Consider the following 22,212-nt stretch of genomic DNA (forward strand, 5'->3'; position numbering starts at 1 on the left):
AAACTATATTTGAAACCTAAACATTAACTAAAAAAACCAAAAATATGTCTATTTGGAAAAGAAAATCATTAGATGTTCTATTAAACGAAGCCGACGAATCTGAAAAAGGTTTAAAAAGAACATTATCTTCAAGAGCTTTAGTTGCGTTAGGAATTGGAGCTATTATTGGCGCAGGATTATTTTCATTAACAGGTATTGCAGCTGCTGATCATGCTGGTCCAGCCGTAACACTTTCTTTCGTTTTAGCTGCAGTTGGTTGTGCCTTTGCTGGTTTATGCTATGCAGAATTTGCATCCATGATTCCTGTTGCTGGAAGTGCTTACACCTATTCTTATGCAACCATGGGTGAATTTGTAGCTTGGATAATTGGTTGGGATTTAGTTTTAGAATATGCACTTGGAGCAGCAACAGTCGGAGTAAGTTGGGGTTCATATCTAAATAAATTATTGGCCCAATTTGGAATGTCTATTCCACCAGAGTTTTCAAGCGCACCTGCCGAAGGCGGAATTATCAATTTGCCTGCTATTTTTATTGTTTGTGTACTCTCAATGTTATTGATTAGAGGAACAAAAGAGTCAGCATTTGTGAACAATATTTTGGTGGTAATGAAGTTGATTGTGGTAATTATTTTCATCGTTTTAGGATGGCAATACATCAACCCAGATTTTCACGTTCCTTACATTCCTGAATATGTTCCAGCTCACGTAACTGAAACTGGTGAAAAAGTAGGCGAATTTGGAGGAATGTCTGGTATTGCTGCAGGAGCAGGTTTAGTATTCTTTGCATTCATTGGATTTGATGCCGTTTCAACCGCAGCACAAGAAGCTAAAAATCCCCAAAAAGGAATGCCAATCGGAATTCTTGGTTCATTAGCAATTTGTACTATTCTTTATGTTTTGTTTTCTTATGTAATGACTGGATTAGTACCTTATGCAGAATTTAAAGGCGATGCTTCTCCAGCAGCAACTGCATTTGCTGTAACAGGATATACTTTTTTACAAACCGGACTTATCGTAGCCATTCTTGCTGGATATACTTCTGTAATTTTAGTAATGTTGATGGGGCAAAGTCGTGTTTTCTACTCTATGAGTAACGATGGACTTTTACCAAAATTCTTTGGAGATATTCACAAAAAATTTAGAACACCATGGAAAACTAATATTTTCTTCATGGTCTTTGTAAGTATATTTGCAGGATTTGTTCCTATCAAAGATTTAGGTCACATGGTAAGTATCGGAACGCTCTTTGCATTTTCTTTAGTATGCCTAGGAATTTTAATCATGCGTAAAAAAATGCCCGATGCACCACGTTCATTTAAAGTGCCATTAGTTCCGTTTGTTCCGATTGCTGGAATCGTAGTTTGTTTCTACCTAATGTATGCTTTACCTGGAGAAAGTTGGTTACGACTTTTAATTTGGATGGCATTAGGCGTTTCTTTGTACTTTATATATGGAAAGAAAAACAGCAAATTAAACAACTAGTTTAGTCACAAAATAAATAAAAAGGATTAATGATTTATAAAATTGTTAATCCTTTTTTGCTTTTTATAAAAATTTGATAATTATCATTTCAAAAAAATATATTTTTACGATATTTGTATGGTATGAAAACACCTTGGGAAAATTTATTGTCTCATTTGAAATTCCTCATCAAGAGAAATCCTGAATGAGTTGTACTTGTTATTTTTAACTTCTAAGTTTTTAAAAAACTCTAAACCTTATTATTGTTAAACTTTAAACAAAAAAACAAATGCCAATATACCATAAACTCGGTAACTTTCCTCAAAAAAGACACACACTGTTTGAAAAACCAACAGGTGGTTTCTATTACGAACAACTGTTTGGAACGGAAGGTTTTCATGGACATTCGTCACTTTTATACCATGTTCACAGACCAACGCAAGTAAAAGAAATTACAAAATCTTATTCTGTTGAGCCTAAAATTGCAATCGACAAAAACATAAAATCATTACTATTAAAAGGTTTTGAAATAAAACCAGAAAACGATTTTATAGACAGCCGAAAAGCAATGCTAGTCAATAAAGATTGTATTATTGGATTAGCAGCACCAAAAGAGTCGTTGCGTAACTATTTCTATAAAAATGCCGATGCCGACGAAATGATTTTCATCCACAAAGGTTCAGGAACACTACGAACAATGATGGGAAATATCCCTTTCGAATATGGAGATTATCTTATTATTCCACGTGGAATTATTTACCAAATAGATTTCGAAACTTCCGAAAATCGCTTGTTCTACGTAGAATCTTTTGCGCCATTTTATACACCAAAACGCTATAAAAACGAATCTGGACAACACCTTGAACATTCTCCATTTTGTGAACGTGATTTTAAATTACCTTCTGAATTAGAAACTTACGATGAAAAAGGAGATTTTCTAATCAAAATCAAAAAAGAAGGAATGATGCACGAAGTAGTTTATGCTACACATCCTTTTGACGTTATAGGTTGGGATGGCTATAATTTCCCGTATGGATTTTCAATTCATAATTTCGAACCAATAACTGGACGTGTACATTTGCCACCGCCAATTCACCAAACATTTGAGACATCAACTTTTGTAGTTTGTTCATTTTGCCCAAGATTATACGATTATCATCCAAAAGCAATTCCTGCACCATATAACCATAGCAATATCGATTCTGATGAAGTTCTATACTATGTCGATGGCGATTTTATGTCAAGAAATAACATCGAACAAGGACACATCACTTTACATCCAAAAGGAATTCCTCATGGTCCAGCACCAGGAGCAATGGAACGAAGCATCGGTCACAAAGAAACCCTAGAACTTGCCGTTATGGTGGACACTTTCCGCCCATTAATGGTTACAGAAGAAGCCATGGGAATCGATGATGGAAAATATTATAAATCTTGGATCGAGTAATTTTTTCAGGAGCTAATCCCGCTATCCGTTGCAATCTTTTGTTTTTTTTAAAAGAAAAAAACAAAAGGATTTCCACTACTATCGGGGCTAAAAATTCAGTAAACAACAAACTTTTGGTTAAAAAAATATCCTTTTTAACCAAACAAAAAAAACACAATGAGTAAAGAAATAAAATCAGTCGAATACGGCTTAGAGAAAATATTTGAAGGTGCGCAAGATTTCCTTCCGCTTTTAGGAACAGACTACGTAGAATTCTATGTTGGTAATGCTAAACAAGCCGCACATTATTACAAAACAGCATTCGGATTTCAATCTTATGCCTACGCTGGATTAGAAACCGGATTGAAAGACCGAGCTTCTTATGTATTAAAACAAGACAAAATCCGTTTAGTTTTAACAACAGCATTAAAAGGCGACTCACCAATTGGCGAACACGTAAAAAGACATGGCGATGGCGTAAAAATTGTAGCACTTTGGGTAGAAGATGCACGTTCAGCATTTGAAGAAACTACAAAACGCGGTGCAAAAGTTTATATGGAACCAACTGTAGAAACCGATGAACACGGCGAAGTGGTTCGCGCAGGAATTTATACTTATGGAGAAACCGTTCACATGTTTATAGAAAGAAAAAACTACAACGGAGCATTTTTACCAGGTTATAATGAATGGAAATCAGATTATAATCCTTCACCAACAGGATTAAAATATGTTGACCACATGGTTGGAAACGTAGGTTGGAACGAAATGAATACTTGGGTAAAATTCTACGAAGACGTTATGGGTTTCGTGAATTTCCTTTCCTTTGACGACAAACAAATCACAACTGAATATTCAGCTTTGATGAGTAAAGTAATGAGCAACGGAAACGGAAGAATTAAATTTCCAATTAACGAACCAGCCGAAGGAAAGAAAAAATCACAAATCGAAGAATATTTAGATTTCTACGATGGTCCTGGCGTTCAACACATTGCTATTGCAACAGATGATATTATCAAAACCGTTGCAGATTTAAAATCGCGAGGAATTGAATTTTTATCAACGCCACCACAAGCCTATTATGATGCCATTCCAGAACGATTGAAAGATCACATGCACAAATTCAAAGAAGACATCAAAGAACTTCAAAAATTAGGAATCATGATTGATGCCGATGAAGAAGGTTATTTATTACAAATTTTTACTAAGCCTGTAGAAGACAGACCAACTTTATTCTATGAAATTATTCAAAGAATGGGCGCAAGAGGTTTTGGTGCAGGTAATTTCAAAGCATTGTTTGAGTCTATAGAAAGAGAACAAGCACTGAGAGGAACGTTATAAAAAATTTGATTTTTATTAACATATTCTCAAAATACAACGTTGTAGTAACCTTACTATTGATAAAAATATGTTAAAATTGACATTTGACTAAATATAATTCAAAAAACGTACTATCTTTGTACTATCAAAAATCGAAGGAGTGGTTTCCTTCAAACTTTTTGGATAAATTTTCATAATTTATAGTTTTTTGGTTGGTTAATAGCATAAAAGCTCAGTCGTTTCTCGGCTGGGCTTTTTTGTTTTTGGTTTATCCTCTTAAAATGCAATCTATTATCTTTTCATTTTTTTTATTTCTCGTTAAAAATTAGTTACTTTGGTATGATGTGAAACTATCTTAAACCTCAATACCGTTTTGTTTAAAAACTATTCGCATCATGTTTACTTTATTTGATTTTTTACATTAATAAGTTAAAATAGATTATGAAAAAGATTGTATTTGTTTTATTCAGTGTTTTACTAAGTTTATCATTATTTTCCCAAAAGAATGAAAAAGAAATGCTTATCAAGAAGGCAGATTCTTTAGATAAAATCAAAAATTACAAATCTTCTTTACCGCTTTGGGAAAGTCTTAAAAATAAGTACAAAAATGATGACTTTCTATACTATTCTGCCAGATATTTATACGCAAAAGGAGGAATTGAAATTGAAAAAAATAATATTGTTGGGGCTGTTTCCTTTTTTGAACAAGCAATTCCATTTGTTTCAAAAATAAAAGTATCAAATAATAATAAAAAGTTTATAAGCGAATTCTACAGTGACTTGTACCTTTCAAGCGGATTTTCTGGAAATTGGATTAAAGCACTAAAATATGCTGATATAGGATATAACTTCACTTTTAAAAACCTTCCTAAAGACAAAGAGATAATTAATTTTATTCAAGACAAAGGATATATACTAAAACAGCTTCGTAAATATGAAGAATCAATTATTGCTTATGAAAAATCATTAAAACTAGCCTATAAATTTTATGCGAATGATTATTTTCGATTAGGAATAATTCACAACGGCTTAGCTACAGCGTATTCAGACTTACACTTCCACAATCAATCATTATATCATTACACTAAAGGTCTTGAATTTCACAAAAAAGCGAATGATATTGACAAAAGCTATATTGTATCCTCTTCCAACAATACTATTTGGGAAAATTTGAGTTATGGTGATGAAAAACAAGCAAAACAAGTTTTAGATAATTTGAATTTAAATTTTAATAAATGGTATAATGAAGAGGGTTTTGCTTCAAAAACAAAAAGTGGTGATAAAATCGAAAAACAACACTACAAGATGCTAAAATATCTTTCAAACCTAAGATATAATAACAAAAAGAATAAAAATGAATTAGCCAAAAAATACTTGGATTCAGTAACTTTAATTTTTGAAAAGTTACCTAATAGTTATAAACCAAAATTATATGAATCATTGATATTAGCAAGGTTTGACTATGAAGATGTTTTCAATAAAAAGAATGTAACAGACGATAATCAAATCAATCAACATATTTCTTTTAACAAAAAAACACTTGAAATGGCTAGAGCTTATAATTCAAAACATGATGAATTAGTGGCTTGTTTAAAATTAGCTAAGACATACAACAAATACAAAAAATTTGATGAAGCCTTAAATGTAATAGAAGAAGGAAAAAAAATCTCTGAAAATTTTTTTAATGCTTCTCGTTTTACTATCGAAATACTTGAAGCAACGATTTTAAATTCGTTGAACAAAACAAGTCAATCTAAAACAAAACTTTTGAATGCATATCAAAATTTATTGAAGGATGAAACCAAAATTTCTACATTAAAAAATATAGAATATAAAAATTTCAAAAAATTTAATAGCGATACATTTATTAGAAATATAATAAACTCGGCAACACTTTATTATTTGATTTATGAAAAAGAAAAGAAGAAAGAAGATTTGGTGATTGCCCATAATCTTTACTCGATTGTTTCTGACATGTTTAATGAATTTTATCTAAAAGGAAAATACAATTATAGTCTAAATAATTTTAATAAAGAAATTACCGCTGGTCTTCTAAAGACTCAATTGTTAATCGATCCAAACGATGATGTAAAAATTAAAGCCATTTTAAACAGAATAGAAAACAATTCCTCACAACATTTATGGAATGTTTTTGAAATAAAAAATAGTCAAAACCTTAAAATACCTGCAGCTTTGATAAGAAATTTAAATGAATTGGTCTTTGAGAAAAATGCTATTGAAGCACAAATAGAGTCTACCAAAGAAGTAAATGATTTGAACCTTAAATTGGCTGAATTAAATAAAAAAATTAATGAAATAAAATCGCAAATCAATCAAAAAGACAAATCCTATGAAACCTTTAAATCAGGCAATTTTTCAATTGAAGACATTCAGAAAAAAACATCTAATAATCAATTGATGATTAAATATATAGTAACAGATAAAACCGTTTATGCCTTTGCAATCAAAAATTCATCTGTAGAATTGCTAGAAATTGGTGAAACTGAACCTATAAAAAAATTAGTAAATCAATATCAAAAACATATTAATTCCATTAATCAAAATTATACCAAAACAAGTAAACTACTATATGAAAAAATTGTTCATCCAATAGTAAAAAACCAGTCGATAGATGACATTATTTTTATTCCCGAAGACTTTTTAATAGCGGTTTCTTTTGAAAGTCTTATTGATAAAAATGGTAAAATGCTAGTCCAAAAATATCATACTAGTTATTCCTATTCCATTAAATTATGGGATATTTTACAAAAAAATAATAGCACAGTTAATAATAATCGATTTGTTTCATTTGCTCCAAACTATTCAAAAATACCAACAGAAAATCAAAATAGAGGATTGAGAAGAGCTGATTTGTACGACTTAAAAGAGGCAAAAACAGAAGCTCAAAAAATCAGTGAATTATTTAGTGGTAAACTTTACTTGAACGAAAGTGCTAATCGTAAAAACTTTATTGAAGCTACAACTTCATTTTCGCTCCATCATTTAGCGATGCATTCGCTACTTGAAAATGATTATTCAAAATCTTCTTTAGTTTTTTCAGGAGGACAAAAAGTTTATTTTGACGAACTTTATCAATTAAACTTTCCGTCAGATCTAGTTGTTCTTAGTGCTTGTAATACTGGTATAGGAACAATGGAAAGTGGTGAAGGAATGATGAGTTTATCTCGTGCATTAACCTATTCTGGAGTAAAATCATCAGTATATAGTCTTTGGCAAGTTCCAGATAAAGAAACTTCGGAAATAATGATTTCATTCTATGAAAATCTGAAAAATGGACAACCAAAAGACGAAGCTTTAGCAAACGCTAAAAAACAATTTTTGGCAAACAATCCAATGAAACAACATCCGTTTTATTGGGCTGGATTTGTAGTAAATGGCGATGTTTCACCAATAGTAAATCCAATAAGTAATTGGGTTTGGATTGCACTTGCTGGAGGAATACTAATCCTAATTTTTGGATTTGTTTTCAGAAAAAAATTATTCTAATTCGGTTACCAATTCTTTTGCCATTTTTTGCATCGGATTTGTAGAATTAGCTAATTCCTGCAATAAAACTAAAGCCTTTTCTTCTTGTTTCAATTTAACCAAAGTCAACGCTTTATACCATTTGACGTAAGGCGTAAATCCGTTGTTTTTTTGCAAATCAAATTGTTCGAAGGAAGTCAATGCTTCCTCATAACGTTTTAATTCCATCAGCGACAACGATTTGTAAAACAAAGAATAATCTTCTTTCTCAGTGTCGTATAGTTTAGAAAAAAGCGTCAATGCTTTCGCATAATCGCCACTATCATAAGAATAAAACGCTTCCGATTTTATGTCAGTTGAATTTTCACCTCTAACCGTTGGAGCTACAACATTAGGATAAGATTGATAATATTCTTCATAAACCGCATTGGTGTCAACATGATTAGAAAATGTCCAAAAACCAATTCCCAACATAATTGCAAACGATGCAGCAACATACCAAACTGTATAATTGCGCTTCGTCTTTTTTGTTTCAAACGATTGAAGCTTCTTCTTCAATGCTTGGCGTTCGTTCAACCTAATGGCTTTTTGCACTTCTTCTTCATAAACCACTTCTTCACGAAAAGTCTGGTTGGTTTGCATCAATTGGTCAAACATTGATTGTTCATCGTTGTTCAAGCTATTGGCAAAATATTTTTCTATTAATTCTTCGTGATCCATATTCTATTTGTTTATCAAATCTTTCAGCTGTTTTAAGCATCTCGATTTCTGACTTTTTAACACATCTTTGTTGGTATATCCCAATAATTCCTGAATTTCATCCAACTTTTTTTCTTCATAATAAAAAAGCGTCAACACCTTTTTGCATTGTTCACCAAGCTGGGAAAAATAGTTTCTAACTAAGGTTAACTTTGAATTTTGTTCCTCTTCGTCATACAATTCATATTCCATTTCAACGTGTTCAAAATCGGTTACAGTAACTTGTTTCCCTATTTTTTTCATCCGATGATAGATCATAAACTTACCAATACTGAACAAATAAGTCGAAATAGAACTTTGTAAATCATCCAACTTTCCTTTTCGGGCATTTTCACATAAAGCGATGATGGCATCTTGATAAATATCCAAAACCTCATCATCACCTAACGAATATCGTTTGGCAAACAATAAAAATCCATTGCGATGTTCTTCATAAACGGTGCGAATGGCTTTCTCATTTCCGGCTTTTAAAAGCTCTGTCAACTTTGGGGCGTTTTCCATTAGTGGATGAATTTCTAGAAAGTAAACAAAGCTAATCAAAAATATTTTTTCAAACCGATGTTTACCTTTTGATTTCCATTTCACTAATGCTAAAACGAAATAACCATTTGTTTAACCAAAATTGAAAAAAATGAAAAAACTATTAACTGTATTATTATTTTTATTTAGCATCCAATGCATCACTGCCCAAGAAACCGTTGGCGGAAAAGTTTTAAAAAATGCTAAAGACAAAACCTATCAGCGTGGCGAACAAAAAGGCGATGAAGGCGTTGAAACGGTTCTGAACAAAGCCGAAGAAAAAATAAAAAACATCTTCAAAAAGAAAGACAAAAAGAAAAAATCCGATGCACCTCAACCCAACGAAGAAAGTCAAGAGCAATCTCAAGAAAACAATGACGAAAACACAAGTAAACCAACAAAATCAAATTCAAAATTCGATTTCGTTGCTGGTGAAAAAGAATTGTATTTCGACAATTTTGAACGATTGGCTGTTGGCGATTTCCCAGCAGAATTCAACACCAATGCGAGTGGCGAAATAGTGAATGTCGATGGACAATCTGGAAAATGGCTATCTATGACCAAAAATGGTGCTTTCATTCCCGATAATATGAAAAAACTTCCCGAAAATTTCACCTTAGAATTTGAAGTAGGAATAAATACCGATCCAACAAATAACTATCCTGGTTTTGGACTAAATTTCACAACAAACTCAGATAATTTAATGCTGGAACGCTTCTTTTCTCCTGGTGTTTCTATTGTTTATCTTCATCCTGGAGCATCAACTTGTAATGTTCAAATTATTCCAACAAACGGAAGCGAAATCAACAACGAAATACCAATGCCGCAATGGAATGTAAAGAAAAACAAATTTGTTAAAGTTTCGGTTTGGAGACAACAAGGCAGATTACGATTGTATGTTAACGAAAATAAGTTAGTAGATATTCCTCGATTTTTTACTGAAAAAACAACCTATGATTTTGCTTTTTTTAGAAGTTTTTTTGAAGAATGTGAAGTGTATTTAACCAATATTCGCTTTGCAGTTGCTGGTGCAGATACTCGAAATAAACTTATCACCGAAGGAAGATTTGTAACCAACGGAATTCTATTTGATGTGAACAGTGACAATATCAAGCCCGAAAGCGGAACTGTGCTAAAAGAAATGGCAACAACATTACAAGAAAATCCAACGGTTAGAGTAAAAATAATTGGTCATACTGATAATGATGGTGCCGATGCTGCCAATTTAGCCTTGTCTCAAAAAAGAGCTGCAGCAGTAAAAACAGCTTTATCTAGCTTCTATGGTATTGAAGGTTCAAGAATAGAAACCGACGGAAAAGGCGAAAGCCAACCGCTCAACAAAAACGCAACTCCAGCCGAAAAAGCTCAAAACAGACGTGTAGAATTTATAAAATTATAACAAATCAAAATCTTAAAAATGAAAAAAAAGTATATCTCATTCGTTCTTATTTTTTTAACGCAACTCTGCGTATTTGCACAAGAATGGACAGGAACATTTAACACAAAATATGGTGATTTAAAACTAGTTACCGAAAATGGAATTATTTATGGCGATTATGCTAATGGTGGAACAATCCTGGCTGTCGAAAAAAAATTCAATGGTGGTTCACGTCTTTGTGGATTGTTTCATAATGGCGCGGATAGAGGTAAGTTTTATTTTGAAAAGACAACTAGTAGCAAAAACATTAGAGGTCATTTTAATTACGATAATAACATCACTTTAAATGACATTACTAATGATGCTATTTTTCAAATGAAGTTTGATTTTGATGCCAAATGGCTTTGGGATGGAACAAAAGCGAATAATACTTCGCCAACAGATACTAAAACCGCCGTTTTTAATGGTTTATGGAATACTACTGATGGCAATTTAATACTACAGCAAGTAGGAAATAAAGTAACCGGAACCTATAAAAATGTTGGCACAGTTGATGGCATTTACAATCCACAAACTAGAAAGTTAAAAGGAACTTTCTATAACAATAATACCAAAAAAACAGGTCATTTTGAATTTGATTTTGAAGGAAATAGTTTTAAAGGAAAATGGGGTTGGACTGCTGCAATGACTGATGGAAATTGGAATGGGACAAAAAACATAAAGAATAATAAGGTTGTAGTTACTACAACTATAGCTAGTCCTTCAAATTCACAAAGCACAAATAATACTTCTTCAAGTAAATACAGTATAAGACTTTTGGCAATGTCAACTGCAAGCAAAATAGCTTATGTTCCTGGAAACGAAATGTATGGGTTTGCTGGATTACGTGTTTTTAGAGTTACAAATTCTGGAAGAGAAGAAATCAGAAGTTTTGGAAATAAAAATTCAAATTATTTTGATCGAACTGAAAATAATTCATTCCCAAATTCGAAATCCAATTATGATTTTCCAAACACACCTGAATTTATAAGAGAATTTACAATTAATGATGCTGATTTAAACAATCCAAATGTTGATATTGAAGTTGAAATATGGCATCATTTAAAATTAAAAACATTTGGGAAAAATGATGATTATAAATACGTAAAACAAGTGCTTACAATGGAGAGAATGATCGAACTTAAAGATGTTAGCATAGGTAAGAGTTGTAATAATGGCGTTGCAAAAGATTATCAAAATTCTGATATAAAATTAAATGTAAAGAAGGTTAACGAATGAAAACAACACTCCTATCCGTAATCAGCCTTTTCCTATTCGCATTTACTTGTTCTGGCGATAAAAAAGAAAATCTTGAAAGTCAAGCCAATGAAGCTATTGATGAAGTTGTTGGCAAATCTGCCGATGAATTTAATGGAAAATTAGATCAATTGTTAACCTTAGAAATGGCTTCCGAAATTTCGGGTTATGCCGCAGCAGAAGCTGAAAAAGACTATAATCAAGTATTAAAAAGTCCTGTTACACATTCGGTTTCCTATCAATGGGAAAAAGGAAGAAACAAGCAAATCAAAAATCCTATAAATGGTAAAATGATGGATATTCCAGCAAAGGATTTCATTCAACTTTCTTGGGTAAAAAACACCAATTTGAAAGAATTCAAATTCAATTATCATACACCAACGACCGAAGAACTTGCCAATGCCGATAAAGCGATGAATGAAAAAGCAAATGAAATGCAACAACAAGGAAAAGTAAATGCTACGCAAGCCGAAATGGCGAAAGGAATGGCAAGCGAAATGGCAAAAGGTCTTTCGTTTGACGAAATTAAAGGCGTTGGCGAGTATGCCGTTTGGAACAACAAACACAAAGAACTCATAGTGTTTTACAAAGGAATTCAATTTCAAATTACAGCCGAACTTTCAGATGACGAGAAGATTAACAAGCAAAAAAGCATTGAAACTTCAAAATTAATTATTAACAAACTTTAAATTTTAAAAAAATGAAAACATTAAAATTATCAGTACTTATTCTAGTTTTCGCTATCGCAAACTCATTTGCACAATCATTACCCGAGATGGTAAAATACGATTTCAAATTTGATTGGTTGGCTGCACATACCATCAATCAAAACATAAACGTTGGAACAGAAAGTGTTCACGGAATTGGCTATTGCCGTTTGTTTGTAAAAAATAAAACTACTGGAAATGAAGATCAAATTCAACCAACTGGTTTTAAATACATCGGAAATTATGGACGCGTTTTTGAAGTGCCAAGAAATGGCGGAATGAAAGTAAGCAACGGAAACATCAAATCATTAATGAATACTAAAGTTCGCTTCCAGTTTGAACCTGCAAAATATGGCTACAAAACGATGAAAGAACTGGAAGACAATGCCTATTTCAAAATAGTTTATGAAATCAAAGTGTACAAGCCAATAAATGACGAAATTGTTGGAAAACAGGAAGTTATTGTTTTCTTAAAAGATGCCAAAGTGCCAGCAGTTACGTTAAATCAGGCTAAAAACACGACCAATATTCCAACGCGACCTGGATACATGCGTTTCAATAAAGCGAAATATAATTTAGGAATTGTGTACAGTATCGTTCCTGTAAATTAAAAACAATGAAAAAAATAATTCTACTACTGTTTATTTGTCTTAAATCACAAGCCCAAATCCAGTTTTGGAATACAAATGCATCTTCCAAAATGCCTTTGTTTGAAGTAGAATGGAATAAAAAAACAACCATCTATACAAAAGTTGGAAAAGAAACCAAACCCATGTATGTATTCAATAAAACGGCGGTACAAACTTTTAACGACCATGGCAAAACCAAATACCAAATGACAGTAGAAAACTCGGATAAAATTGCCAAACGCATTTTCGAAATCAGTTATACGCATTACCGACAAACGAATATTTATTTGGGCTATATCAAAACAACCTTTGTCTATCACGACAAAAGACCAACTAAAATAGTGGAAGAAAAATTTGAAACATTAAAAAATTCTTAGACTAAAAATCATGAAAAAAATCATAACCTTAGCCATGCTTTTAGTAGCATTTAGTGGTTTCGCTCAAATAGTTCAGGGCGAAATCACCATCAAAGAACAATCAAAAATGGAGCTTACCGCAAAATCAAACAAAGCAGTAAATCTTTTTGCCGATTTTAGAGAAAACAAATATCCAATTCATTTTGTGTTCACCGCATCGGATGTTCCATTGAATAGCGACAAAAAAGAAGTCGTTCAATTTGTGTTTTCAACTACAGTAAAAAAAGACGGAAAAACTATTGGAACTATAAAACGCAGTCCAATGCCTTTCTTTCCCGGCAATATGTTCATGCCAATAGAAACATTTGATGTAATTTCTGTTCTATCCAACATTCAAACCAATACACCTGAAACCGTTTCTGAAATCCCAAAAGGCAATTATGAAATCATCTTGGAAGCAAAACCAATTGGCGTAAAAGGACAAATCACTTCAACAACTTTATTTTTAAAAGTCAGCTAAATCATGAAAAAAATAATACTATTGATTTTATGTTTGAGTGTTTCGGGTTTTGCCCAACAAAAAATCAAAGCAAAGCCAAAAAGCAACATTCCGTTGATTAAAGACCAACCAAAGACAAATGTTCCAATACTAACGGATGCCGATGAATTATTGGTCATAAAAAGTAATGAACCCAATCCTGATGATTTGTTGGACATCACGGTTGCAATTCCAAAGCCAAAAACACCAAATGCGGGTCAATCGATTACTAACGAAATTGGTTTGAATGGTGAGTTTACTTTCAATAAAAAAATTGGCTTTTCGGTAAATGCGCCCGAAGGTGTTTTGGTTTCCTATTTCTATTTCAATACCAAAAATGGATACGCCATGCAAGATTGGAAAGGCATTAAAGCCATGCTTACCGAAAATCCAGAAGGCGAAATGACACAAATTAAAAATGCCAACAACGATTTTTATCAATACATCAAAAGCTCAGAAGGCAATTTTGTAATGAAAGCAGGAAGCGGACAATCAATGGTTGTACATGATATCCAAACAGAAATGTTGAGCAAAGAACTCTTTAAAACCTTCAAAAAAACAGGGAATAAAATGGGTAAAGTAGGCGGAAACAAATACCCAAGAGTAGAGTATTCAGGAACATTTGAAGGCAAAAAAATGTCTATTTGGTTGTCCAATTCGCAAGATGTTCTGTTAGATACAAAGTTCACTCACAGCCTTTCTGGTTATTGGGGTTTAGGTTTTATAGCAAGTCCAACAGGAACAACCTATATGATTACCGGAATTGTTGGTGATGGCGTTTCCATTTTTATGAATTATATTGAAAATGCCAACGTTAGCTTTTCAGGAAAAGGATACAAACCAATAGGTGAAATGACTGGTGGAAATGCAGGCGCTTTTTCTCAAACCAGCGACATTCAAGATTTACCATTTGCAAATCAAGTTAATAATGCCGATGCCACTGCTAATTATTATGACATGATGATTAGTCTTGTAAATCAATCGATTGCCGAACACCAATCAGGTTTAAAAGAAGCGCAAAAAAACAATGATGCAACTGCTATAAAAAGACACAACTGCTTAATTACTTGTACAAAAAATGAAAAAACCAGATTAGAAAAAGTAAAAGAAGAACACATCAAAATTATAAATCAATATAAAAATGATGATGAAAAACGCGATGAAAAAATAAATCAATTAATGGAAACACAAGGAATGCCAAAACCTTGTAGTTGTTAAATAAGTAGGTTAGTTTTTTGAGAGAACCGTTTCAATTTTTTTGAAGCGGTTTTTTTTGATGTTTACCTTTTTGACAACAATACACTAACGGTAAACTAAACACATTATTTACCATGAAAAAAATTACTTTACTTATTCTATTCATTTCATCGGCTGTATTTTCTCAGACGGAACAAACCCTAAACTATGCTTGGGCTTTTCCAACCAAAGTAAACAACAAAATTGTTTTTGTAAGAACGGAACCCAACTTTGGAACCGAACTTTGGGTAAGCGATGGAACCGAAGCAGGAACAACCATCTTAATGGACATCATTCCTGGAAACGCAAGTAGTAATCCATTCAATCTAACAGCAATTGACAATGTTATTTATTTTACTGTTAATGATCATCAAATATGGCGAACTGATGGAACAACTGTTGGAACTTACAATATGATAACTAACCCAAACATAACCAATGTAGGCGGATTTATAAAAGCTAATAATTTCATCTTTTTTCATGAAGGAACAACAGGTTCTAGTGGTATTCGAAATATTTGGCGAATGCAAACCACACCAAATTCAGCTGTAGAAGTACTGCAAGCAACAAACCAATCATTTCAAAATGTAGATAGAGGATTTTATAATCTTGATGATGATAATTTGCTTATTAATGTTAGAACTTTAGCGCATGGTTGGTCAATTTGGAGAACAAATGGCTTGGTAAGTGAACTTGTAAAAGATTTAAACCCAAACAATGTTTCAGACAGAGTTCAAATGAGTAGCGCAAAAAAAATTGACAATACCATTTATTTTTCTGGTTTCACAACTGAATATGGACACGAACCATTTACAACAAATGGAACAACTCCAGAAACTATCTTACTAAAAGATATTTTTGTTAGCAATAATTATTTTGACACTTCAGGAGCAACCAATTTTTATAAAGTTGGCAACATTATTTATTTTACAGCAAAAGACAACACTAATGGTTTAGAGCTTTGGAAAACCAATGGAACTGCTGCTGGAACCGAAATGATAAAAGATATTACTCCAGGAAATAATTCAAACAGTTGGTCGCCAAATTCATTTATTGAGTTCAACAATCAACTCTATTTTTCCAAAAATGATGAAATAAATGGTTCTCAAATCTGGAAATCAGACGGTACTAATGATGGAACAGTAATGGTAACTTCCAATCCACAAACCACATTTTATGGAAACCAATTAATTAAGTATAATAACTTACTATTCTACAGCGCATACAATCAAACAAATGGTGTCGAATTGTGGATGCTCGATTCAGATGATAATGCAACATTAGTTCAAGATATTACTCCTGGAAATGAAGGTTCAGATCCAGGTGACTTCATTGAATTAAATGGATATTTATATTTTATGGCGTCAACTAACGGAAATGCAACAGGGAGAAAAATATTTAGATTAAATTCACAAACGTTAGAAACAAACAGTTCAAAAAACAATACGATTTCAGTGTATCCAAACCCAGCAAATGGAATTTTTCACATTGAAAACACAGTTGAAAATCAATTAGAATATACAGTTTATGACCAAAATGGAAAAAAAATAAATCATTCTCAAAATGGAGATTCTATCGACATCACTAACCAAGCATCGGGAATTTACTTTTTAAAGATTTTCAATGCAACTCAAAATATAGTATCAATAAAAAAAATAATCAAACACTAATTTTCACTTTTAATTCAAGCTAAAACCGTCACAAAATGAGACGGTTTTTTTTTATTTACAAAATCGGTTTTGATTACTTTATCTACAAAAAAACGCTCAATCTTTTGATACCTTTTTTTGTTTTTTTACATTTGGAACAATAATTGTACTTACCAAAGAAAAATTACAAAATCAATGAAAAAAGTTATCGTTTTACTGTTGTTTTTTATTGCTGTAAGTTTCAACACCCAAAAACCAGTTGCCTATGATGTTGGCGAATGGTTCAAATTCCGAATTCATTATGGTTTTATCAATGCTGGATATGCAACTCTTGAGGTTAAAGAAGCTGTAAAAGACAATAAAAAAGTATATCATACTATCGGGAAAGGCTATACCGTTGGAATGTCACGCTTTTTTTTCAAAGTAGATGATACTTATGAAAGCTATTTTGACAAAATCACAAATAAACCTTATCAATTTGTTAGAAAAATTGACGAAGGCGGTTATACTAAAAATCAAGAAGGCTTTTTCAATCAAGACAATAACAAAGTCCTAGTAAAAGATCATAAAAAGAAAACAGAAAAAACATTTCCAGTTACAGAAAATGTTCAAGACATATTGTCAACCTTTTATTTTCTTAGAAATCATCCTAATATTGACAAACTAAAAGTTGGAGAATCTGTTATTGTTGATATGTTTTTTGATGATGAAGTTTTTAAGTTTAAGTTAAAATTTATCGGTAGAGAAGATTTAAAAACTAAATTTGGAACCGTTCCAACAATGATTTTTAGACCTTTAGTACAAACTGGTAGAGTTTTTAAAGAAGAAGAAAGTCTAACCGTTTGGATTTCAGATGATGAAAACAAATTACCATTAAGAATAAAAGCTAGCCTAGCGGTAGGTTCAATAAAAGCTGATTTAGATGGTTTTAAAGGATTAAAAAATCCTTTTATGATTAAAGTAAAAAAGAAATGAGCAACCTAACCAACCAAAACGAAACCATATTAGAAGCTTTAGAACAAAAATTTGAAGCCATAAACCAAAAAACCGAAACGCATCTCGAAGGATTACTTTGGTCAAAACCAATCACCTATTGGGATTATATTCAAACGGATGCGTTACTAAATCTTCAAATCCAAAGAACCGTTTTGCCCGACGAAATGGTTTTTATTATGTATCATCAAGTCAACGAATTATTGTTCAAAATGATACTTTGGGAAATCGACCAATTGTGTCATACCGATAAACCTGAAACTGGATATTTTACTGAAAAACTAAGAAGAATTAGTCGCTATTTTGATATGTTGACTACTTCATTTGACATCATGCGCGACGGAATGGAAGTGGAACAATACATGAAATTCCGAAATACTTTAACTCCAGCGAGTGGTTTTCAAAGTGCGCAATATAGAATGATTGAATTCTCGTCAACTGATTTAATTAACCTAATCGACTACCGATTTAGAGCATCAATTGACAGAAACACACCCTATTCTCATGCATTTGAACACCTTTATTGGCAAGCTGCAGGAAAAGATTATCACACAGGCAAAAAAAGCACATTATTAGTAAACTTTGAGAAAAAATACCGCCAAGAATTTCTTCGCTATATGGAAGAATACAATACGATAAACATTTGGCAAAAATTCAAACAACTTCCTTTAGAAGACCAAAAAGATTTAGAATTAGTAAAAGCAATGCGCCATTATGATTATACGGTTAACGTAACCTGGGTTATGGGACATTTGAACGCTGCCAAAAAATATATTGAAAGCGGTCAAGGTTCAGGCGAAGCAACTGGCGGAAGCGATTGGAAAAAATACATGCATCCAAAATACCAACGAAGAATATTCTTCCCTGAACTTTGGAGTGAAGACGAATTAAAAAATTGGGGCGAAGGACTATAAAATCAAAAAATGTCAAAATTTTTTCAAAAAATACTACTGCTTTTACCACTACTCTTTTTTGTAATTTCTTGCGAAAAAACAAAAGAAGAAGAATACGTTATTGAAAATCCAAAAGCTAAAGTCATTGATTTTGGCTTCAACCTCAACGAATTCAATGTAGTTAACGACACCATAGAATCAGGCGATACATTTGGAAGTATTATTGACAAACAAAATCTTAACGGCAATCAGGTTTATGATGTAGTGGCAAAAGTTAAAGATACTTTTGACGTTCGTTCCATCAGAAAAGGAAAACCTTATACCATTCTGAGAACCAAAGACAGAAAACATAAAATTCAATATTTCATTTATCAACCCGATAAATTGAGTTATTACATAGTTGATTTTAGAGATTCTATTCAAGCTCATAAAAAAACCCGACCTGTAACATTCAAAACAAGAACTATTGCAGGAAAACTAAACGGTTCATTATCAGAAACGCTGCAAAACTTAAAAGTTGATCCTTCGTTAGCACCAAGAATTGCCAAAATTTATGCATGGTCAATCGACTTTTTCAAACTTCAGAAAGGAGATGAATTTGCACTAAAATTCACCGAAAGATACATCAATGACACTGTTTACGATGGTGTAGACAGTTTAAAAGCTTCCTTTTTTGAATACAAAGGAAAAAAAATCTATGCTTTTCCGTTCAAACCTGATGAAAATGCTCAAAAACAAGAATACTATGATGAAGAAGGAAAAACACTAAAAAATTTTTTCCTAAAAGCACCATTAAAATTCATCAACATTACATCACGTTACACTAAAAATCGCTTTCATCCAGTGCAAAAAAGATGGAAAGCGCATAACGGAACCGATTATGCCGCGCCAACCGGAACGCCAATTATGTCAACCGCTGCTGGCGTTGTAGAACAAGCTGGTTTTACAACTGGAAACGGAAATTTTGTTAAAGTAAAACATGACAGAACCTACGCAACGCAATACCTTCACATGTCGAAAATATTGGTAAAACGCGGACAAAGAGTTACACAAGGACAAGTAATTGGAAAAGTTGGAAGTACTGGTTTGGCAACTGGACCACACGTTTGTTATCGTTTTTGGAAAAATGGTGTTCAAGTAGATGCTTTAAAATTAAAATTACCAAATTCTACTCCAATGGATTCTCGCTACAAGCAAAAATACATAGAATACATGACGCCTTTAAAACGTGAATTGGATAGCGTTGCAACAGCCAATTCCAAAAAATAACGTAATTTTTTCTCAACTACAACGTTAGCGTAAAATTAGCATGATATTATTTCCCAATGATATTTGTAAATTTGGCACTCAAATTGTGAAAAAATGACATTACCAAATACTAATCCAACGGCAACAGCGGTTTGGGAAAAATTAAATCAGCATTACCAAAACATAAAAAACGTTTCCATGCAGGAAATGTTTCGTAACGATACTTCAAGAGCCGAAAAATTCCACATCCAATGGAATGATTTTTTAATCGATTATTCCAAAAACAGAATTTCTTCTGAAACGATGGAATTATTACAACAATTGGCCAAAGAAGTAAACTTAAGACAAGCCATTTCGAGCTATTTTGAAGGCGATGCAATCAATCAAACCGAAAATAGAGCTGTACTTCACACCGCTTTGCGTTCGCCAGAAACAGCAACGGTTTTAGTGGATGGAAAAAATGTAATTCCAGATGTTTTTGAAGTAAAAAATAACATCAAAAAATTCACTGAAGAAATAATTTCAGGAACAAGAAAAGGGTTTACTGGGAAAACATTTACTGATGTGGTAAATATTGGAATTGGTGGTTCAGACCTTGGTCCAGCTATGGTTGTGGAAGCGTTACAATTTTATAAAAACCACTTAACCGTTCATTTTGTATCTAATGTGGATGGCGATCACGTGAACGAAATAATCAAAAAACTAAACCCAGAAACGACGCTTTTTGTAGTGGCTTCGAAAACGTTTACCACACAAGAAACGTTATCTAACGCTGAAACTATTCGTGCTTGGTTCTTACAATCGGCATCCCAAGATGATGTAGCCAAACACTTTGTTGCTGTTTCTACGAATATTCAAAAAGTAACCGAATTTGGCATAAATCCAGCCAATGTTTTTCCAATGTGGGATTGGGTTGGTGGACGATTTTCACTTTGGAGTGCCGTTGGTTTATCCATTGCGTTAGCGGTTGGTTTTGATAACTTTGATGAATTATTAAAAGGTGCAAATGAAATGGACAATCATTTCAAAACAGCCGAATTTGAAGAAAATATTCCTGTCGTTTTAGCATTACTTAGCATTTGGTACAACAACTTTTTTGGAGCTGAAAGCGAAGCTTTAATTCCTTACACTCAATATTTACAAAAGTTAGCACCATATCTTCAACAAGGAATTATGGAAAGCAATGGAAAAAGTATTGGTCGCGATGGAAAACCAGTAAATTATCAAACGGGAACGATTATTTGGGGTGAACCTGGAACGAATTCGCAACACGCTTTTTTCCAATTAATTCATCAAGGAACAAAACTTATTCCTACCGATTTTATTGGATTTGTAAAACCTTTGTACGGCAATAAAGATCATCACGACAAACTAATGTCTAACTTTTTTGCACAAACCGAAGCGTTGCTAAACGGAAAAACCGAAGCGCAAGTAAAAGCCGAATTTGAAAAACAAAAAGTTACTGGCGAAAAAGCAGCTTTTCTTTTGCCTTTCAAAGTTTTCAGCGGAAATAAACCAACCAATACATTTCTAATTGACAAGCTTACGCCAAAATCATTAGGTTCATTAGTGGCTTTATACGAACACAAAATCTTTGTTCAAGGTGTAATTTGGAACATTTTTAGTTATGATCAATGGGGAGTCGAATTAGGAAAACAATTAGCCAATTCTATTTTGGACGAAATCAATTCAAAATCAGTAAATCAACATGATTCTTCTACAGAATTTTTGCTCAAACATTTTTTAAAAAATTCATAAATCCAAAAAAACGGCAACTAAGTTTGTCGTTTTTTTATGCCTTTTCGTTATATTTGTTAATCTTAAAAAATAATTTATGTATACATTCGTTCAAAAATTCCATTCAGGCTGGGCATATTTAGCACTACTTTTATTAATTTTAGCAGTAATAAATTCATTCTTAGGAATGACTTCAAAAAAAGATTTTACAGCAAAAGACAGAAAAATTGCTCTTTTCGGACTAATTGCAACTCATATTCAACTTTTGGTTGGATTTATTTTATACTTCATTTCTCCACTTGGACTGTACTCTTTCGGGCAAATGAAAGATGCAGCTCTAAGGTTAACTTCGTTAGAACATCCGCTAATCAATATTATTGCGATTGTTTTAATCACAATTGGTTGGTCAAAACATAAAAAAGCCGAAAATAGTACAACAAAATTCAAATCAATTGCTATTTTTTACGGTTTTGGTTTACTCTTGATTTTAAGTCGATTGCCTTGGAATTTATGGTTAAAATAACAAATTTTTAAAGTCCTGAAAAGGACTTTTTTTATCTAAGGTACAGTTTTTGTAAAGTATCT

General features: G+C 32.5%; 19 protein-coding genes. 17 read left to right on the top strand and 2 right to left on the bottom strand.

The genetic code is table 11. The features are described 5' to 3' along the window. The first annotated feature begins 44 nt into the window (after positions 1 to 44). The 4 genes from IAI56_RS02740 to IAI56_RS02755 all read left to right on the top strand — a co-directional run bounded on the left by IAI56_RS02740 (position 45) and on the right by IAI56_RS02755 (position 7,710). Complete coding sequence (locus tag IAI56_RS02740) at positions 45 to 1,481, top strand: amino acid permease (RefSeq protein ID WP_187656413.1); 1,437 nt, start codon at positions 45 to 47, stop codon at positions 1,479 to 1,481. Positions 1,482 to 1,749: 268 nt separating this feature from the next. Further along, positions 1,750 to 2,907 carry a homogentisate 1,2-dioxygenase gene (locus IAI56_RS02745; RefSeq protein ID WP_187656414.1) on the top strand — a complete coding sequence of 386 codons (1,158 nt, stop codon included), beginning with the start codon at positions 1,750 to 1,752 and terminating at the stop codon, positions 2,905 to 2,907. A gap of 156 nt (positions 2,908 to 3,063) precedes the next feature. Next, complete coding sequence (gene hppD / locus IAI56_RS02750) at positions 3,064 to 4,224, top strand: 4-hydroxyphenylpyruvate dioxygenase (RefSeq protein ID WP_187656415.1); 1,161 nt, start codon at positions 3,064 to 3,066, stop codon at positions 4,222 to 4,224. Between the two features lie 420 nt (positions 4,225 to 4,644). Continuing rightward, complete coding sequence (locus tag IAI56_RS02755; RefSeq protein ID WP_187656416.1) at positions 4,645 to 7,710, top strand: CHAT domain-containing protein; 3,066 nt, start codon at positions 4,645 to 4,647, stop codon at positions 7,708 to 7,710. Here IAI56_RS02755 and IAI56_RS02760 read toward each other — a convergent pair. After that, the gene (locus IAI56_RS02760; protein ID WP_187656417.1) at positions 7,702 to 8,409 is read right to left on the bottom strand and encodes a tetratricopeptide repeat protein; all 708 of its coding nucleotides are present in this window, start codon (positions 8,407 to 8,409) and stop codon (positions 7,702 to 7,704) included. The two genes, IAI56_RS02755 and IAI56_RS02760, sit on opposite strands and share 9 nt — an antisense overlap. A gap of 3 nt (positions 8,410 to 8,412) precedes the next feature. Beyond that, complete coding sequence (locus IAI56_RS02765) at positions 8,413 to 8,949, bottom strand: RNA polymerase sigma factor (RefSeq protein WP_187656418.1); 537 nt, start codon at positions 8,947 to 8,949, stop codon at positions 8,413 to 8,415. Between the two features lie 130 nt (positions 8,950 to 9,079). Here IAI56_RS02765 and IAI56_RS02770 point away from each other — a divergent pair, with 130 nt between their 5' ends. From IAI56_RS02770 to IAI56_RS02830, 13 genes are all read left to right on the top strand, one after another. Continuing rightward, positions 9,080 to 10,366, top strand: a complete 1,287-nt coding sequence (locus tag IAI56_RS02770) for an OmpA family protein (protein WP_187656419.1) — start codon at positions 9,080 to 9,082, stop codon at positions 10,364 to 10,366. Between the two features lie 18 nt (positions 10,367 to 10,384). After that, positions 10,385 to 11,623 (top strand): hypothetical protein, encoded by a 1,239-nt coding sequence (locus IAI56_RS02775; protein WP_187656420.1) that lies wholly within the window; start codon positions 10,385 to 10,387, stop codon positions 11,621 to 11,623. After that, entirely contained in the window at positions 11,620 to 12,330 is a 711-nt protein-coding gene (locus tag IAI56_RS02780) for an RING finger protein (RefSeq protein ID WP_187656421.1), read from the top strand. Before IAI56_RS02775 ends, IAI56_RS02780 begins: the two co-directional genes overlap by 4 nt. Before the next feature lie 11 nt (positions 12,331 to 12,341). Then, complete coding sequence (locus IAI56_RS02785) at positions 12,342 to 12,959, top strand: hypothetical protein (RefSeq protein ID WP_187656422.1); 618 nt, start codon at positions 12,342 to 12,344, stop codon at positions 12,957 to 12,959. A 5-nt stretch (positions 12,960 to 12,964) separates the two neighbouring features. Continuing rightward, positions 12,965 to 13,354, top strand: coding sequence for a hypothetical protein (locus IAI56_RS02790; protein WP_187656423.1), 390 nt, complete (start codon positions 12,965 to 12,967; stop codon positions 13,352 to 13,354). A 10-nt stretch (positions 13,355 to 13,364) separates the two neighbouring features. Then, positions 13,365 to 13,853, top strand: a complete 489-nt coding sequence (locus IAI56_RS02795; protein ID WP_187656424.1) for a hypothetical protein — start codon at positions 13,365 to 13,367, stop codon at positions 13,851 to 13,853. A 3-nt stretch (positions 13,854 to 13,856) separates the two neighbouring features. Next, complete coding sequence (locus IAI56_RS02800) at positions 13,857 to 15,089, top strand: hypothetical protein (protein WP_187656425.1); 1,233 nt, start codon at positions 13,857 to 13,859, stop codon at positions 15,087 to 15,089. Between the two features lie 113 nt (positions 15,090 to 15,202). Beyond that, positions 15,203 to 16,777: a T9SS type A sorting domain-containing protein gene (locus tag IAI56_RS02805; protein WP_187656426.1), complete on the top strand. Its 1,575-nt coding sequence runs from the start codon at positions 15,203 to 15,205 to the stop codon at positions 16,775 to 16,777. A gap of 174 nt (positions 16,778 to 16,951) precedes the next feature. Beyond that, complete coding sequence (locus tag IAI56_RS02810) at positions 16,952 to 17,731, top strand: DUF3108 domain-containing protein (RefSeq protein WP_187656427.1); 780 nt, start codon at positions 16,952 to 16,954, stop codon at positions 17,729 to 17,731. Then, a complete protein-coding gene (locus IAI56_RS02815) occupies positions 17,728 to 18,663 on the top strand; it encodes a tryptophan 2,3-dioxygenase family protein (protein ID WP_187656428.1) in 936 nt (311 codons plus the stop codon). Before IAI56_RS02810 ends, IAI56_RS02815 begins: the two co-directional genes overlap by 4 nt. Before the next feature lie 9 nt (positions 18,664 to 18,672). Continuing rightward, entirely contained in the window at positions 18,673 to 19,911 is a 1,239-nt protein-coding gene (locus IAI56_RS02820) for a M23 family metallopeptidase (RefSeq protein ID WP_187656429.1), read from the top strand. Positions 19,912 to 20,004: 93 nt separating this feature from the next. Continuing rightward, complete coding sequence (gene pgi, locus IAI56_RS02825; protein WP_187656430.1) at positions 20,005 to 21,648, top strand: glucose-6-phosphate isomerase; 1,644 nt, start codon at positions 20,005 to 20,007, stop codon at positions 21,646 to 21,648. 76 nt (positions 21,649 to 21,724) lie between these two features. Further along, on the top strand, positions 21,725 to 22,150 hold the full coding sequence (locus IAI56_RS02830; RefSeq protein ID WP_187656431.1) for a hypothetical protein: 426 nt from the start codon (positions 21,725 to 21,727) through the stop codon (positions 22,148 to 22,150). The last annotated feature ends 62 nt before the right edge of the window (positions 22,151 to 22,212 follow it).

The sequence above is a fragment of the Flavobacterium macrobrachii genome (genome assembly GCF_014486675.1).
Taxonomy (GTDB): Bacteria; Bacteroidota; Bacteroidia; order Flavobacteriales; family Flavobacteriaceae; genus Flavobacterium; species Flavobacterium macrobrachii.

Excerpts from the sequence above, each read along its gene's own strand:
- IAI56_RS02760 (WP_187656417.1), bottom strand. The coding sequence starts at position 8,409 with ATGGATCACGAAGAATTAATAGAAAAATATTTTGCCAATAGCTTGAAC.
- IAI56_RS02795 (WP_187656424.1), top strand. The coding sequence starts at position 13,365 with ATGAAAAAAATCATAACCTTAGCCATGCTTTTAGTAGCATTTAGTGGT.
- pgi (WP_187656430.1), top strand. The coding sequence starts at position 20,005 with ATGACATTACCAAATACTAATCCAACGGCAACAGCGGTTTGGGAAAAA.
- IAI56_RS02755 (WP_187656416.1), top strand. The coding sequence starts at position 4,645 with ATGAAAAAGATTGTATTTGTTTTATTCAGTGTTTTACTAAGTTTATCA.
- IAI56_RS02785 (WP_187656422.1), top strand. The coding sequence starts at position 12,342 with ATGAAAACATTAAAATTATCAGTACTTATTCTAGTTTTCGCTATCGCA.
- IAI56_RS02830 (WP_187656431.1), top strand. The coding sequence starts at position 21,725 with ATGTATACATTCGTTCAAAAATTCCATTCAGGCTGGGCATATTTAGCA.
- IAI56_RS02810 (WP_187656427.1), top strand. The coding sequence starts at position 16,952 with ATGAAAAAAGTTATCGTTTTACTGTTGTTTTTTATTGCTGTAAGTTTC.
- IAI56_RS02820 (WP_187656429.1), top strand. The coding sequence starts at position 18,673 with ATGTCAAAATTTTTTCAAAAAATACTACTGCTTTTACCACTACTCTTT.
- IAI56_RS02740 (WP_187656413.1), top strand. The coding sequence starts at position 45 with ATGTCTATTTGGAAAAGAAAATCATTAGATGTTCTATTAAACGAAGCC.
- IAI56_RS02815 (WP_187656428.1), top strand. The coding sequence starts at position 17,728 with ATGAGCAACCTAACCAACCAAAACGAAACCATATTAGAAGCTTTAGAA.
- IAI56_RS02780 (WP_187656421.1), top strand. The coding sequence starts at position 11,620 with ATGAAAACAACACTCCTATCCGTAATCAGCCTTTTCCTATTCGCATTT.
- IAI56_RS02790 (WP_187656423.1), top strand. The coding sequence starts at position 12,965 with ATGAAAAAAATAATTCTACTACTGTTTATTTGTCTTAAATCACAAGCC.
- IAI56_RS02765 (WP_187656418.1), bottom strand. The coding sequence starts at position 8,949 with ATGGAAAACGCCCCAAAGTTGACAGAGCTTTTAAAAGCCGGAAATGAG.
- IAI56_RS02805 (WP_187656426.1), top strand. The coding sequence starts at position 15,203 with ATGAAAAAAATTACTTTACTTATTCTATTCATTTCATCGGCTGTATTT.
- IAI56_RS02770 (WP_187656419.1), top strand. The coding sequence starts at position 9,080 with ATGAAAAAACTATTAACTGTATTATTATTTTTATTTAGCATCCAATGC.
- IAI56_RS02775 (WP_187656420.1), top strand. The coding sequence starts at position 10,385 with ATGAAAAAAAAGTATATCTCATTCGTTCTTATTTTTTTAACGCAACTC.
- IAI56_RS02745 (WP_187656414.1), top strand. The coding sequence starts at position 1,750 with ATGCCAATATACCATAAACTCGGTAACTTTCCTCAAAAAAGACACACA.
- IAI56_RS02800 (WP_187656425.1), top strand. The coding sequence starts at position 13,857 with ATGAAAAAAATAATACTATTGATTTTATGTTTGAGTGTTTCGGGTTTT.
- hppD (WP_187656415.1), top strand. The coding sequence starts at position 3,064 with ATGAGTAAAGAAATAAAATCAGTCGAATACGGCTTAGAGAAAATATTT.